This is a genomic window from Streptomyces uncialis (assembly GCF_036250755.1).
GTDB lineage: Bacteria > Actinomycetota > Actinomycetes > Streptomycetales > Streptomycetaceae > Streptomyces > Streptomyces uncialis.
In genome coordinates, this window is the sequence record NZ_CP109583.1 from 3,842,914 (window position 1) to 3,856,650 (window position 13,737).

The following is a 13,737-nucleotide window of genomic DNA, read 5'->3' on the forward strand; positions in this document are numbered from 1 at the left end:
GGCCGCCGCTGCTCCCGTAGCCCCATCACGTCACCCGTACCGCTCTCCGCCACTGTCCGGGACACACAGGTCCGCATACCCCACGATCCCGGCACCCCACCTGCTGTCCACCCACTTCTCCCACGGCCGGGCGGCTCCACTGACAGCCGCCCGGCACTCACCCATAAGCACCGGGGCTCCGGCGCCCTACCTCACAGCCGCTCCGCCGTGCCGCTGCCGGATCGCGGCACCCCGGACACACCGCCGGCCCATCGCTCAGCAACGGGACCGCTCCCGGTCCCCGACCCCGCCGTCCCACCAGGACCGAGCACCGAGCCGCCCATCTGACCGAGCAGCATTCCGAGCACGGGCCTCAGCACGGGCCCCACGACCGGCCGGGGGACGAGCGGCAGCACAGGCCGAGGAACATGCCGCGCACCGGACCGGGGAGCATGCCGCCCGGCATGCCGGGGGACGACTCGCGCGACCGGCCGGGGAGTCGGCAACCAAGTCCTCGCCTCGTCCCCCGTCGCGTCGCGGCCCTCCCACAGCCCCGTCCCCACGCCGACGGAAGGCCCGGGGCCCTGCCATCGGTCCCCAGCGGCCGCAGGAGTGGTCATCACCGTCGAGGTCCGTGCGGCTTCCTGGACTCGTGACACCAATCGCCCCGCCCGCTCGGCGACCGTCGCCCCGGCCTGCGAAACAGCCGCCGCTCGGCCATTCGAAACAGCCGCCAGCGCGGCCGAGATCCGCCCTGCCGTGAACGCCGTCGAAACAGGCCCGGCCGCCGCCAAGGCCCTGAACATCCACGGCGCCCCCAACTTCGCCGTGATCGCCCCCAGAGCAGCGCCGGCCACCACATCCGTCGGATAGTGGACCCCCACCACCATGCGCGACACGCACATCGCCGCCGCCAAGGGTGGCAGGACGAGCGCCCCGGTAGGTGACAATGCCCCGAAAGCCACCGCTGCCGCAGCCGCAGCCGTGGCGTGCGAACTGGGGAAGGAGTGCCGCCCCGACGTCCACACCAACGGTGCCGCCTCACCCGGCCGTGGCCTACGCACCACGAGCTTGATCCCCATGCTCACCGCATGCGCTCCGAACGTCACCGCCGTCCCTCGCAACCACGCGGTCTTCCGCTCCTCGTCCACAGCGGCGCCCACCAATCCGGCGGCGAGCCACATCGCACCGTGTTCTCCACTCCACGAGAGCAACCGCGCGGTCGCCAACACCCTTGGAAACTGTCCGCAATCACGCAGCGCCGTCAGCAAGCGCTGATCCAACTCGTGCACAGGTCCCCCAGCTTCGATCCGTATCTGTCGCCCCTACGCAACATCCAAACGAAGCAACCTGATTGGATGACACTCCCCCAATCCCCCATTTCAGTGATCATCCCTCAAAATTTGCGCAATACGTCCAATCGATACCGATACGGTCGCCCTCATGCCCGTCGACTCATGTCCGGCCGGAACCGCCCATGACGGCACGTCCGCGCCACTCATCAGGACACCCCCGGAACCGGCGCCGCCTGCCCATACCCGCGCGCCTTCTGCTCGCGTGCCATCTGCTCGCGGGCGCCACCGTCTGACAGCCGTCCGCGCGACCGGTCGTCGCCCCGGCGCCAACCCTGGCCAGCCGGTCCCCTCTTATGGAGAACCGCGCACCCGCACCCGCGTACCCGAGCTCGCCTGACCGTCGAATTGCCGCTCCGCTGTGCGCGATCGTCCGTTCACCCCGAGCCCCGGGGCGGCTGGGCACCCCGGTGGACCGGCCGTCGCCGCCGGCGCGACGCCGATCGGTCCACCGACCGCCCACCCACAGCCAACTCCCCCTACAACCAGCCATTTCGATCTCCTTGCCCCGCAGTCGACGGCGTCCCGACCTTCACTTCTGGTACACCGACCGCCCTGGATCGGTTCCCGCCCAGGCCCTGCTTTCTTCGCCGAGCCGAGTCGGCCCGGACCGGGCCAATCCGACCCGGCCGACCCGACCCGACCCGACCCGCCCCACCGCCGGCCGGACCCCGAGGCCCCGCTCCGCTCCCGGACCGACGTCCCGATCTCCCGTGCCCCGACCGGCCCGTTCCGCTCCCCTCCCACCGTCCGGCCTCCGCTTCCCCTCCCCCTCCCCCGTCCGGCCTCCGCCGCCCGACTTCCGCTCGCCCGCCCGGCTCCCGTTCAGCCTCTGCCCCCCGCATCGGAGTGTGGTTCCCATGAAGGACGCCTTCGGCCTTCCCAATTCCCTGCTCGTCCTCGGTGGTACTTCCGAGATCGCGCTCGCCACAGCGCGCCGACTGGTGGCCCGCAGCACCCGGACCGTATGGCTGGCGGGGCGCCCGTCACCCGGGTTGGAGTCCGCCGCCGACCAGCTGCGCGCGCTGGGGCCGGACGTGCGCACGGTGACGTTCGACGCGCTCGAACCCGGAACGCACGAAGCTGCCCTCGGCAAGGTCTTCGCCGAGGGCAGCATCGACATGGTGCTGATGGCGTTCGGTGTGCCCGGGGACCAGGCACGCGACGAGAGCGACCCGGTGGCCGCGGTCAACGTCGCCCGGACGAACTACATCGGCGCGGTGTCAGCGGGGCTCGTATGCGCCCAGGCACTCCAGAATCAGGGCCACGGCACCCTGGCCGTCCTGTCCTCCGTCGCGGGCGAACGGGCCCGTAGAAGTGACTTCATCTACGGCTCCAGCAAAGCCGGTCTGGACACCTTCGCACAGGGCCTCGGCGACGCGCTGCACGGCACCGGTGTGCACGTCATGGTCGTGCGTCCTGGATTCGTGCGGACGCAGAAGGGCGTCGCTCCGCAGAGGATCACCTTGTCCACGACGCCGGAAGCAGTGGCGACAGCGATCGAGGCCGGGCTGCGGCGGCGTTCGGAGTCGGTGTGGGTACCCGGCGCACTGCGGGTGGTGATGTCGGCGCTGCGGCACACTCCGCGCGCGGTCTTCCGCCGTCTCCCCTGGTGATCCACCGAACCCCGCAAGGGACCGCTGCCCAGGTCCGCGACCAGCAGTCGTGAACAATGCCGACCCGCGCGCGGGTCGGCTGTCAGCGAGCCGGGAGCGTTCCGCGTTCGGCGGGGGCCGTGACCTGCTGCGGCACGGTGGGACCGCCGAACGCGAAGTCCCGGATCTTGCGCCACACCTGGTCTGCGCCCTGCTCGTACAGGGAGAAGTCGGTGACGGGCCACTCGGCCTCGTAGGAGGCCAGCTCCTCGTACGCCCGGTCCATGGCCGCCTCGTCGATGCCGTGCGCGATGGTGACATGCGGGTGGTACGGGAACTGGAGCTCACGCGCGAGGGGCCCGGACGAGTCACGCACCCGCTTCTGGAGCCAGGCGCAAGCAGCGGCACCCTCGACGATCTGCACGAAGACGACGGGTGACAGCGGCCGGAAGGTACCCGTCCCGGAGAGCCTCATCGGGAAGGGGCGCGCGGCGCATGCCACCTCCCTGAGATGCACCTCGATCGAGGCCAGCGCCGCGGCATCGACCTCGGTCGGCGGGAGCAAGGTGACGTGGGTGGGAATGCCGTGCGCCGCGGGGTCACCGAAGCCCGCGCGCCGCTCCTGGAGCAGGCTGCCATGTGGCTCCGGGACCGCGATCGACACACCGATCGTTACGGTCCCCACGTCAGTCTCCCGTCGTCGTGGATGGGCATGGCTGGTCACTGATGCGATCCGATACCGGATACGACTGTACGACTCCCTACGACCGGCGGAACATCACCGCAGGTCCGGGCCGGTACTCAGTGTTTGGCGGGAAGGAACCCCACCTTTTCGTACGCGTGCGACAGGGTCTCCGCCGCGACGGCGCGGGCCTTCTCCGCCCCCTTGGCCAGGATCGAGTCCAGCGTCTCCGGGTCGTCCAGGTACCCCTGGGTGCGCTCTCGGAAGGGGGTCACGAACCCGACCATGATCTCGGCGAGGTCCGTCTTCAGCGCGCCGTAGCCCTTGCCCTCGTACCGCTGCTCCAGCTCCGCGATGCTCTCACCGGTCAGGGTCGAGTGGATCGTCAGCAGGTTGCTGATGCCGGGCTTGGCCACGGCGTCGTAGCGGATGACCGTGTCCGTGTCCGTGACCGCGCTCTTGAGCTTCTTGGCCGTCGCCTTGGGATCGTCGAGGAGATTCACGAGCCCCTTCGGCGTCGACGCCGACTTGCTCATCTTGATCGCCGGGTCCTGGAGATCGTAGATCTTCGCGGTCTCTTTGAGGATGTAGGGCGTCGGGACGGTGAAGGTCTCACCGAAGCGGTTGTTGAAGCGCTCGGCGAGATCACGTGTCAGCTCGATGTGCTGCCGCTGGTCCTCGCCGACGGGAACCTGGTTGGCCTGGTAGAGCAGGATGTCCGCGACCTGGAGGATCGGGTAGGTGAAGAGTCCGACACTTGCGCGGTCGGCACCCTGCTTGGCGGACTTGTCCTTGAACTGGGTCATGCGCGACGCCTCGCCGAAGCCGGTGAGGCAGTTCATGATCCAGGCCAGCTGCGCGTGCTCGGGCACATGGCTCTGGACGAAGAGCGTGCAGCGCTCGGGGTCGAGCCCGGCGGCGAGCAGCTGCGCCACGGCCAGCCGGGTGTTGGCGCGCAGATCCTTCGGCTCCTGCGGAATCGTGATCGCGTGCAGGTCGACCACCATGTAGAACGCGTCGTGGGACTCCTGGAGGGCCACCCACTGGCGGACGGCGCCGAGGTAGTTGCCGAGGTGGAACGAGCCCGCGGTGGGCTGGATTCCAGAGAGCACGCGAGGACGGTCTGAAGCCATGCCCAGCATTCTCTCAGGTGTGTACGACAGCTGGGGAACCTATCCACGAGACCTTCGCCATCCGATCTTCCCCGGCCGATCTTCGGCGAAGTGGGAACCGATCGGTCACCTTCGGTGTACCAAGAATGTGAAGACGACGCGGGAGGGGGACCGCATCGCCGTCGACGAGAGCGCGGTGATCGCGCGTGTGCGATCCGGGGAGCCGGAGGCATACGCCGAGCTCGTGCGCGCCCACACGCCGATCGCGATGCGCGCGGCCCTGGCGCTCGGTGCGGGAGCGGACGCGGAGGACATGGTGCAGCAAGCGTTCCTCAAAGCGTTCTACTCCTTGGGGCAGTTCCGGGACGGTTCGGCTTTCCGTCCTTGGCTGCTGAGCATCGTCGCCAATGAGACAAGGAACACAGTGCGCTCGGCCGCTCGTCGGCGCTTGGTCGCCGACGGCGAGTCGGCCTTGTTGGAGGCCCAGCCGCCGATACCGGAATCGTCGGACCCAGCGATAGCGGCATTGGCGATAGAGCGGAAGAAAGCCCTGGTCAAAGCCATGGAGAAGCTCAGCGACGACCATCGCATGGTGGTCACCTACCGCTATCTCCTGGAGATGGACGAGGGCGAGACGGCCCAGGCCCTCGGCTGGCCGAAGGGCACGGTCAAGTCCCGGCTCAACCGTGCTCTGCGCAAGCTCGGCAATCTGCTGCCACCGGGGCTGGCCGAGCGCTGCGTACGGGAAGGAGGAGACGGGCGTGGGTGAGCGAGGCACCGGACGCGACGAGGGCGACAACGCCGGACATGCGTCCCGACCGGATCTGCGGCACGAGCTGCGGGACCTGGGCAGGTCGTACCACCGGCCGGGCCCCGATCAGGCCGAGACCATGGTCGAGCGGGTGCTGGCGCAGATCCTCGCGGAAGGGGCACCGGTACTCGTGGCGGAGCCGCCACCGGGAAAGGTGCGCCTGAGGCGTTGGCTCCGGATGCGGTGGAGGATGTTCAGCGCCGCCTTCTGCGGTCTGCTCACGGTTGCCGTCCTGACACCGCCGGTACGGGCCACGGTCGGGGACTGGTTCGGGTTCAGTGGTGTGCGGATACAGCAGGTTCCCTCCGCACGACCGCCCCAGGAAGGGCAGGTCCCCCCTTGCGAGGGGACCATGTCGCTGAGCACCGCCGCGCAGCGCGCCGGATTTGCTCCGGTGGTCCCGGCGGCCCTGGGTGTGCCGGACGGTGTCCAGGTCACCTCGGAGCCTGGTGGCCGCTTCCTGATCAGTCTGTGCTGGGACGACGGCGGGAGCCCGATCCGACTGGACGAGTTCCCCGCCCGGCTCGACACGGCATTCACCAAGACGGTCACCCACACCCCTGATTGGCTTGAGGTCCGTGGAGGAGCCGACCGGGGGCACAAGGAGTCCGCTCTGTGGTTCTCGGAGCCGCACCGTCTGACCTTCTGGATGGAGGACGCCACCGGAGCCAGCTGGAGCCGGTCGGAGCGGACTTCAGGGCCCACTCTGCTGTGGGCCCTGGACCAGGAGTCGGACCGCTCCGACCGTCCCTCGGGCCCTTCCGGGCAGGAGAGCGTGGCTCGTCTGACACTCAGGTTGGAAGGGGTCGCTTCACAGGATCAGGCGGTGAGGATCGCCGAATCAGTGGCGCCCCGGAAGTAAAGGGAGCGGCACCCGACGCAGAGGACAGATCTCACCCGCAGCCAGGCAAGGCCGGCCCGGCGCGGCGGCAAGGCCGATCGAGGCCAGATGCGGCGCGGCGGCCAAGGTGAGCACATCGGCGACGCGTTCCAGCAGCCTCTTCCTCCTCCCTGGGCACCGGGAACCGCATGCACCGAACACGCAGTTCTGTGAGCCTGGTTCACGGAATCCCGAGCTCCGGATCCCGTTGCCGAATGGTGGGAACCTCAGCCCGCCGGGCGGTGTACCAGAAGTGACCGGTACGGACGTGCCGCACCGGGAGCGGCTGGAGGAATCGCATGGAAGAGGTTCGGAGGTCGTACGGAATCCGCCTCGGCATACATCCTGTTGGGGCACGGGCACGGGGCCTGGTCGCGACGGCGGTTGCGGCACTGGTGCTGGTCTCCTCGGTCATGGCGTCACCAGCGGTCGCGGGAGGGGCGACCAGCGTGCTGCTGGTGTCCCCCGGGAGCGCGGAGGCCACAGCGCTCCACCACTTGGACAAGAGGTATCGAGAGTTGGAGCTGCTGCTCCCCGACCTGGCCGAGGCCGGTCGTGCGGAGCCGGACGCCGGGGCAGAGCTTTATGACCGACGTCACATCAACATCGCTTGGATGGCGCATGACGAGCATCCCTGGCGGCTGGACAAGATCTATCCGAATTCCGGCAGCACGGGGCTGTGGATACAGATGACTGTAGATCCGCCCTCGACGAAGAGTCGTTGGCACAAGGCGGAGTCCCCGGCGGCTCTCCTGAGGTTGCTCAAGTCCCTTGGGTTGATGGGCCCTCTATCGAGAGATGCCACGGGTGGGACGCATCCCGAGGCCGTGGAGGACAGCTCCGCCACGCAGAAGGAACTGACCAGCGGTGCCCCGAATGGTGAATCCGCCGCTACGGGCAAGGACGGCACACACATAGCCCCCGTGTCGTCGGCCGGGCCGGGTCTCACGGAGAACTGGTGGTGGGCCATGCCAGGGCTCGTGGCAGGAGCACTCCTGGCCTTGCTGCTGCGCCCCTTGGCCCCGCGGCTGCGCACCTCGACATCTTCCAGAATGCCTGAAGCGATGCTCTTCCGGCGACGCCCCGGTGAGGAAGGCCCCCGCCAGGAGTTGCGTGACCTGTGATCGCGAGTTGCGCGGATCGGCGTCAGCCGCGCCGTGCGGCTGACGCGTAGGCCGGTGTGAGCGACCAGGCGGGATGCGGCCAGCTGTCAGCGGGCGCATCCCGAGGGGGTCAGCCGGTGGGCAGACCTGGTGCCGGATGGGCGGCCATCAGCTCGGCGACCTCGGCACGGATCTTGGCGAGGGCGGGTTCATCGCCGGTTCGTGAGGCGGTGATGGCGCGGTCGATCCATGCGGCCACGGCGGGCATCTGGTCCGGCGTGAGGCCGCGGGAGGTGAGGGAGGGGGTTCCGATGCGGATACCGGAGGGGTCGAAGGGCTTCCGCGGGTCGTAGGGGACGGTGTTGTAGTTCACGACGATCCCGGCGCGGTCGAGGGCCTTGGCCGCGATCTTGCCGGGGACATCCTTGGAGGTGAGGTCGATCAGGATCAGATGGTTGTCGGTGCCGCCGGAGACAAGGTCGTAGCCGTGGCCCAGCAGCGCGGACGCAAGGGCCTTGGCGTTGGCGACGACGGCGTGGGAGTAGTCACGGAAGGAGGGCTGAGCCGCCTCGTGGAGGGCGACCGCGATGGCCGCGGTGGTCTGGTTGTGGGGCCCGCCCTGGAGGCCGGGGAAGATCGCCTTGTCGATGGCCTTGGCGTGTTCCGCACGGGACATGAGCATCGCGCCACGGGGACCACGGAGGGTCTTGTGCGTGGTCGTCGAGATGATGTCGGCGTAGGGCACGGGTGAGGGGTGCGCGCCACCCGCGATGAGGCCGGCGATATGGGCGATATCGGCGACGAGAAGGGCTCCGGCCTCCTGGGCGATCTCCGCGAACGCGGCGAAGTCGATGGTCCGCGGCAGAGCGGTTCCGCCGCAGAAGATCAGCTTGGGGCGTTCCTTGAGGGCGAGGTCGCGGACCTGGTCGAGGTCGATGAGGCCGGTGTCGCGGTGGACGCCGTACTGGATGCCACGGAACCAGCTGCCGGTGGCGGAGACGCCCCAGCCGTGGGTGAGATGGCCTCCCATGGGCAGGGCCATGCCCATCACGGGGTCGCCGGGCTGGGCGAAGGCGAGGTACACGGCAAGGTTGGCCGGGGAACCCGAGTAGGGCTGGACGTTGGCGTGGTCGACACCGAAGAGGGAACGGGCGCGCGTGACGGCCAGGCGTTCGACCTGGTCGATGATCTGCTGACCCTCGTAGTAGCGGCGGCCGGGGTAGCCCTCGCTGTACTTGTTCTGGAGGACGGTTCCGCTCGCTTCGAGGACGGCGGTGGAGACGTAGTTCTCGCTGGGGATCAGCCGCAAGGTGTCGGCCTGAAGTTGTTCCTCCGCGGCGACGAGAGCGGCGAGGTCGGGGTCCGCGGCGCGGAGCGCGGGATGGGACAAGGGCAGCGACATGGTGTCCTCCGGGGCGAGCGGGCAGTCCGGTCGTGGTCCCGGGGTGCCCAGGCGGACGACACCTCGTGCGGCGGGGCGTGTTGCCCGGCCAGGCAGGGCTCCCCCAGGGTTGGTTCCCTGCGCGCCAGTCGCCGTGCCTGAGGCAAGCCTAGCGGGAGGGGCGAGTGTCAGCGGGGAAGGTTTCACCGTCCCGCTTCCGAGCGACGATAGAAAGACGTCCGGTGGACGAGAGGAAAGCGGTAAGAAGGGGCGTCACCCCGCCCGCACACCGAAGGATGAACGGAGACCCCGTGTCCAGGACCGAAAATCTGACCGCAGAGGTCATCGCGTCGGCAGATGCGCACAGTGCTCACAATTACCACCCGTTGCCCGTCGTGGTCGCCACGGCGGAGGGCGCCTGGATGACGGACATCGAGGGCCGGCGCTACCTCGACATGCTCGCCGGGTACTCGGCGCTGAACTTCGGCCACGGGAATCGGCGGCTCATCGACGCAGCGAAGGCGCAATTGGAGCGGGTGACGCTGACGTCCAGGGCGTTCCACCATGACAGGTTCGCGGAGTTCTGCGCGCGGTTGGCGGAGCTGTGCGGGATGGAGATGGTGCTGCCGATGAACACGGGCGCGGAGGCCGTGGAGACGGCGGTGAAGACAGCGCGGAAGTGGGGCTACCGGGTCAAGGGGGTGCCCGACAACAGGGCGAAGATCGTCGTGGCGGGGGGCAACTTCCACGGCCGGACGACGACGATCGTGAGCTTCTCGACGGACCCGGAGGCCCGTGCGGACTTCGGGCCGTACACGCCGGGCTTCGAGATCGTTCCTTACGGGGACGCGACGGCGATGCGGAACGCGCTGACGGAGAACACGGTCGCCGTGCTCATCGAGCCGATCCAGGGAGAGGCCGGGGTCCTGGTCCCGCCGTCGGGGTATCTGGCCACCGTGCGGGAGCTGACGCGGGAACGGAACATCCTGTTCATCGCGGATGAGATCCAGTCGGGCCTGGGGCGGACGGGCCGGACGTTCGCGTGCGAGCACGAGGGCGTGGTGCCGGACATGTATGTCCTGGGGAAGGCGCTGGGCGGCGGTGTGGTGCCCGTGTCGGCAGTGGTGTCGAGCGAGGCGGTGCTCGGGGTTTTCGGGCCGGGTGAGCACGGGTCGACGTTCGGGGGAAATCCACTGGCCTGCGCGGTGGCGCTGGAAGTCATCGACATGCTGCGGACGGGTGAGTACCAGCAGCGGGCGACGGAACTGGGGGAACACCTGCATCGGGAGCTGGCGCTGCTGGCGGGTTCGCCGGGCAGCGGTGTACGCGAGGTCCGGGGGCGGGGCTTGTGGGCGGGGGTGGACATCGACCCGACGCGCGGTACGGGGCGGGAGATCAGCGAGCGGCTGGTGGACAAGGGCGTGCTGGTCAAGGACACCCATGGGTCGACCATCCGGATCGCTCCGCCCTTGGTGATCAGCAAGGAGGATCTCGACTGGGGGCTGGAGCGGCTGCGGGAAGTGGTGGGGTAAGCGCGGCGACGCTCCCGGACGCGCCGGGGGAGGGCGAAGCGTGGTCGACGGCTCCGGATCCGGACAAGGTCGGCGGCCTGGCGGCGAGCGGTGGGCGGGATGCCCTCGGGTCTGGCCAAGAGGGGGCCATGATCCGCCCGCCGGGAGTCTGAGCGGATGGGTGTGTGGATGAATGCGTGGATGGACGCACGGACCGTGACTGTCGCCTCAGGCACTCGTCGGACGGCGCCGCCGCAGGTCAGGGCGGTCAGGGCGGTCAGGGCGGTCAGGGCGGTCAGGGCGGTCAGGGCGGTCAGGGCGGTCAGGGAATGATGTGGGGGATGAATCGGGCGTACTCGTCGGTGATCAGGCCTGCTGACTCCCTGATGCCGAGGCCCGCCGACTCGGCGCCGACGACCCACGCCCCCAAAACCACCCGGTTGCCCTCGAAAACGGGCAGGGGGGCGAGGGCCTGGAAGCAGCAGGGCTCGTCGCGGAGGACCGGCGGCTGTCCCGGTTCGTGGATCGTGACTCCGGCGCCTTCCCGCCCCAGCAGAGGTTTGGCGACATAGCCCGAGGTGGCGGCCAGTTCGCGGGGGCCGTCGAGATAGGTGGGAAGGAGGTTCGGGTGGTCGGGGTAGAGCTCCCAGAGGATCGCCAGGAGGGCCTTGTTGGAAAGGAGCATCTTCCAGGCGGGTTCGATCCAGAGGGTGGTGCCGGTGCCGCCACCGTTGTCGAGGGTGTCCAGGGCATGGGAGGAGAAGCGGTCGGTGGTGAGCCACTCCCAGGGGTAGAGCTTGAAACAGCTCCGGATGAACCGTAGTTGCTTGTCCACGAAGCGGCCGGAGAGGCTGTCCCAGCCGATGTCCTCCATGGAGATCGCCTCGGTCGCGAGTCCGGCCTGGTGGGCGGTCTCCCGGAGGTAGGCGACGGTCATGAGGTCCTCGCCGGCTTCATCGGCGGCGGAGTGGGCGAAGTACAGGGGTGGGCCCGGTGGCAGGAGGGGGGCCTGAGCCTTCCAGGCGGCGACGAGTCGTTCATGCAGGGAGTTCCACTGGTCCGCGCCGGGGAAACGGTCCTCCATCCAGAACCACTGGGCACTGGCCGCCTCGACGAGGGAGGTCGGGGTGTCGGCGTTGTACTCCAGCATCTTCGCGGGAGCCGTGCCGTCGTAGTGAAGGTCGAAGCGACCGTAGAGGGAGGGAAGTTCAGCGCGGCGTTGCCATCCCTCAGCCACCAGGGAAGCGAGTCGGGGGTCGATGATACCGAGGTCGGCGAAGCGGTCGGTGTCGACGATATGGGCGGCGGCCGCGAGACACATACGGTGCAGTTCCTCGACCACTTCCTCCAGGGCTTCGACCTCGGCGAGGGAGAAGGAATAGTAGGCGGACTCGTCCCAGTAGGGGCGCAGGGAGTTGTCCGGATAGCGGGTGAGCGGATAGATCAGGCCCTGTTCCTCGACGATCCGTTGCCAGTCGGGGCGCGGGGCGATGCTGCGGCGTTCCATGGCGGGCTTCCTAGCGACTCGCGGTGAAGGGTCGACGGGACTGGACCGGGAGATGGTGAGGTGACCCGGATACCCAGGGCGGATGGAGTGCGGAGCGGACCGGGCCGCCCGAGGTGGCTGGTGACGGACGGGGCGCAGGCTGCCGGGCGAGGCAGCGGGGGCACGGACTGGACGGCGGATGCCGGACGGGGTGGGTCAGCCGCCCGAGCTGCCACCACTGGTGCTGCTGCCGAATCCGCCCCGGTCCACACCGTCCGACCCGGTGGAGCTGCCGATGCTCGTGGAACCGGTCGAGCCGCCGGAATTGAGGTCGCTGTCCGTCCCGCCGGAGGACACACCCGTGGACGCCCCGACGGAAGTGCCCACGGAGGTGCCGGTGGAGGTGTCGGGGGCAGATCCGCCGGATGATGATCCGCCCGAGACCAAGGGGCGTCCGAGTGAACCCTCACGGACCCAGCCGTCCTTCTGGGTGCCGCCGGTGTACCAGGACACGTTGGTACGGACCGTGTTGTCCGAGCAGGCGGACTTCTTGACGACCTTGTAGCCACGGGTCGACTCGTAGCTGTCGCGGTCGACGCATCGCTTGTCCGGTTCGGACGAGCACCCTGTCAGCGCGGCCGCCAGCAGCCCCATCCCGCCCAGCACCACCGTGGCCGACCGGAACTGCCGTCGGGACCTGCCGGTGCTCACTGTTTCCCCCATGATGGTGTTCCCCCGTGATGTAGGTGAGTGGACGGCCCACGCGTACTCGGACGCTTGGTCGGTCGCGTCCGGTTGCCGAGCAAGTCCTGGACTCGGCAACCGTGTTCCCGTACCCGTCGCGGGCAGGCTGCTGAACTACATTCACGATGCGTCTTTTGGAATGGTTTGCGCGCTCGCTTCGGCCGTGTGCTTCGGTACGGCGTCGGTGTTGCAGGCGCTGGCGGCGCGGGCGGCGCCACCGGGCACCGGTCGGGCGTCGATCACGCACTGTTGTTGCGGGCGTTGCGTGAGTGGCGGTACATCGCGGGCCTCGGACTCGACCCGGTGGGGTTCGTCCTCCAGGTCGTGGCGCTGCGGACCATCCCGATCTACGCGGTGGGCGGCGCGGTGGGCGCGACGGTTGCGGCGAGTCTCGCCGTCACAGCAGTCGTCGCGTCCCGGCTGCTGGGGGCTCGGCTGAGCGCACGCGAGTGGGGCGCGGTCGCGCTGGTGTGCGCCGGGCTCGCGCTGCTCGCCCTTTCGTCGGGTGCGGAGGGAAACCGCGTCGGTCCTGCGGTGCTGCCCTACGTGATGCTCCACGCTGCTCAAGCGGCTGCGTTCCGGGTCGCGAAAGAACGCCACCTACGCGGCCTTCCGCGAGGTCGGCCGCGTGATCCACACCGTCCAGCTCCTGCGCTACCTCTCCGACGCGCCGTTGCGGCGGCGGGTGACCGCAGCCACCAACAAGGTCGAGTCGTTCAACCGGTTCCCGCAGTGGGTCGGCTTCGGCAACCGCGGCGTCATCGCGGACAACGACCCCGTAGAGCAGGAGAAGGTGATGAAGTTCAACGCCCTGCTCACGAACGCGGTGATCTTCCACAACGCCCTGGACATCGCGGAGATCGTCCGCCAGCTGCTGGAGGAGGGATGGGAGATCGACCCGGGAAACCTGGCGCACATCTCGCCGTATCTGACCGAACGCATCAACCGGTTCGGCGGGTACAGCACCCACGAAGTCGGCATCCAGCCGGAAGCGTACGACCCGAAGCTTGACGTCGACTTCGCCCCGCTGCGTGAGCAGGGTCTGATCGCCGCCGGCCTCGATCGGGCCGATTGACCAAACGTTCTCGCCTATGCGGCCGA

The 13,737-nt window shown here is 69.0% G+C and carries 11 protein-coding genes and 2 pseudogenes; 7 read left to right on the top strand and 6 right to left on the bottom strand.

The genetic code is table 11. From position 1 onward, the window contains the following. Positions 1-782: 782 nt before the first annotated feature. A pseudogene (locus tag OG711_RS15795) lies at positions 783-1,271 on the bottom strand (phosphatase PAP2 family protein); the annotation flags it as partial. A 920-nt stretch (positions 1,272-2,191) separates the two neighbouring features. Here OG711_RS15795 and OG711_RS15800 point away from each other — a divergent pair. Beyond that, on the top strand, positions 2,192-2,947 hold the full coding sequence (locus tag OG711_RS15800; RefSeq protein WP_329559532.1) for an SDR family NAD(P)-dependent oxidoreductase: 756 nt from the start codon (positions 2,192-2,194) through the stop codon (positions 2,945-2,947). An 82-nt stretch (positions 2,948-3,029) separates the two neighbouring features. On the opposite strand, the gene OG711_RS15805 is transcribed toward OG711_RS15800, so the two are convergent. Further along, positions 3,030-3,611, bottom strand: coding sequence for a 2'-5' RNA ligase family protein (locus tag OG711_RS15805; protein ID WP_073783971.1), 582 nt, complete (start codon positions 3,609-3,611; stop codon positions 3,030-3,032). A 116-nt stretch (positions 3,612-3,727) separates the two neighbouring features. Then, positions 3,728-4,741: a tryptophan--tRNA ligase gene (trpS, locus tag OG711_RS15810; RefSeq protein ID WP_099285151.1), complete on the bottom strand. Its 1,014-nt coding sequence runs from the start codon at positions 4,739-4,741 to the stop codon at positions 3,728-3,730. On the opposite strand from trpS, the gene OG711_RS15815 reads away from it, so the two are divergent. The 3 genes from OG711_RS15815 (at position 4,740) to OG711_RS15825 (ending at position 7,535) form a co-directional block, all read left to right on the top strand. Then, positions 4,740-5,489, top strand: a complete 750-nt coding sequence (locus tag OG711_RS15815) for an RNA polymerase sigma factor (protein ID WP_329559533.1) — start codon at positions 4,740-4,742, stop codon at positions 5,487-5,489. The two genes, trpS and OG711_RS15815, sit on opposite strands and share 2 nt — an antisense overlap. Next, positions 5,482-6,393, top strand: a complete 912-nt coding sequence (locus tag OG711_RS15820) for a hypothetical protein (protein ID WP_329559534.1) — start codon at positions 5,482-5,484, stop codon at positions 6,391-6,393. The genes OG711_RS15815 and OG711_RS15820 overlap by 8 nt, the downstream gene beginning before the upstream one ends. Before the next feature lie 536 nt (positions 6,394-6,929). After that, a complete protein-coding gene (locus tag OG711_RS15825; protein ID WP_329559535.1) occupies positions 6,930-7,535 on the top strand; it encodes a hypothetical protein in 606 nt (201 codons plus the stop codon). A 109-nt stretch (positions 7,536-7,644) separates the two neighbouring features. Here the strand turns inward: OG711_RS15825 and OG711_RS15830 are convergent, their stop codons facing one another. Further along, positions 7,645-8,916: a serine hydroxymethyltransferase gene (locus OG711_RS15830; protein WP_329559536.1), complete on the bottom strand. Its 1,272-nt coding sequence runs from the start codon at positions 8,914-8,916 to the stop codon at positions 7,645-7,647. A gap of 275 nt (positions 8,917-9,191) precedes the next feature. Here OG711_RS15830 and rocD point away from each other — a divergent pair, with 275 nt between their 5' ends. Then, positions 9,192-10,427, top strand: a complete 1,236-nt coding sequence (rocD, locus tag OG711_RS15835; protein ID WP_099285143.1) for an ornithine--oxo-acid transaminase — start codon at positions 9,192-9,194, stop codon at positions 10,425-10,427. A gap of 301 nt (positions 10,428-10,728) precedes the next feature. Here the strand turns inward: rocD and OG711_RS15840 are convergent, their stop codons facing one another. Further along, positions 10,729-11,913, bottom strand: coding sequence for a glutathionylspermidine synthase family protein (locus OG711_RS15840; protein ID WP_329559537.1), 1,185 nt, complete (start codon positions 11,911-11,913; stop codon positions 10,729-10,731). A 195-nt stretch (positions 11,914-12,108) separates the two neighbouring features. Beyond that, positions 12,109-12,615, bottom strand: a complete 507-nt coding sequence (locus OG711_RS15845) for a hypothetical protein (protein ID WP_329559538.1) — start codon at positions 12,613-12,615, stop codon at positions 12,109-12,111. A gap of 160 nt (positions 12,616-12,775) precedes the next feature. Between OG711_RS15845 and OG711_RS15850 the strand changes: the two are divergent. After that, a pseudogene (locus OG711_RS15850) lies at positions 12,776-13,200 on the top strand (hypothetical protein); the annotation flags it as partial. A gap of 7 nt (positions 13,201-13,207) precedes the next feature. After that, positions 13,208-13,711, top strand: coding sequence for a Tn3 family transposase (locus OG711_RS15855; protein ID WP_329563828.1), 504 nt, complete (start codon positions 13,208-13,210; stop codon positions 13,709-13,711). Positions 13,712-13,737: the final 26 nt, after the last annotated feature.

Excerpts from the sequence above, each read along its gene's own strand:
- trpS (WP_099285151.1), bottom strand. The coding sequence starts at position 4,741 with ATGGCTTCAGACCGTCCTCGCGTGCTCTCTGGAATCCAGCCCACCGCG.
- OG711_RS15845 (WP_329559538.1), bottom strand. The coding sequence starts at position 12,615 with ATGGGGGAAACAGTGAGCACCGGCAGGTCCCGACGGCAGTTCCGGTCG.
- OG711_RS15840 (WP_329559537.1), bottom strand. The coding sequence starts at position 11,913 with ATGGAACGCCGCAGCATCGCCCCGCGCCCCGACTGGCAACGGATCGTC.
- OG711_RS15800 (WP_329559532.1), top strand. The coding sequence starts at position 2,192 with ATGAAGGACGCCTTCGGCCTTCCCAATTCCCTGCTCGTCCTCGGTGGT.
- rocD (WP_099285143.1), top strand. The coding sequence starts at position 9,192 with ATGAACGGAGACCCCGTGTCCAGGACCGAAAATCTGACCGCAGAGGTC.
- OG711_RS15830 (WP_329559536.1), bottom strand. The coding sequence starts at position 8,916 with ATGTCGCTGCCCTTGTCCCATCCCGCGCTCCGCGCCGCGGACCCCGAC.
- OG711_RS15815 (WP_329559533.1), top strand. The coding sequence starts at position 4,740 with ATGCCCAGCATTCTCTCAGGTGTGTACGACAGCTGGGGAACCTATCCA.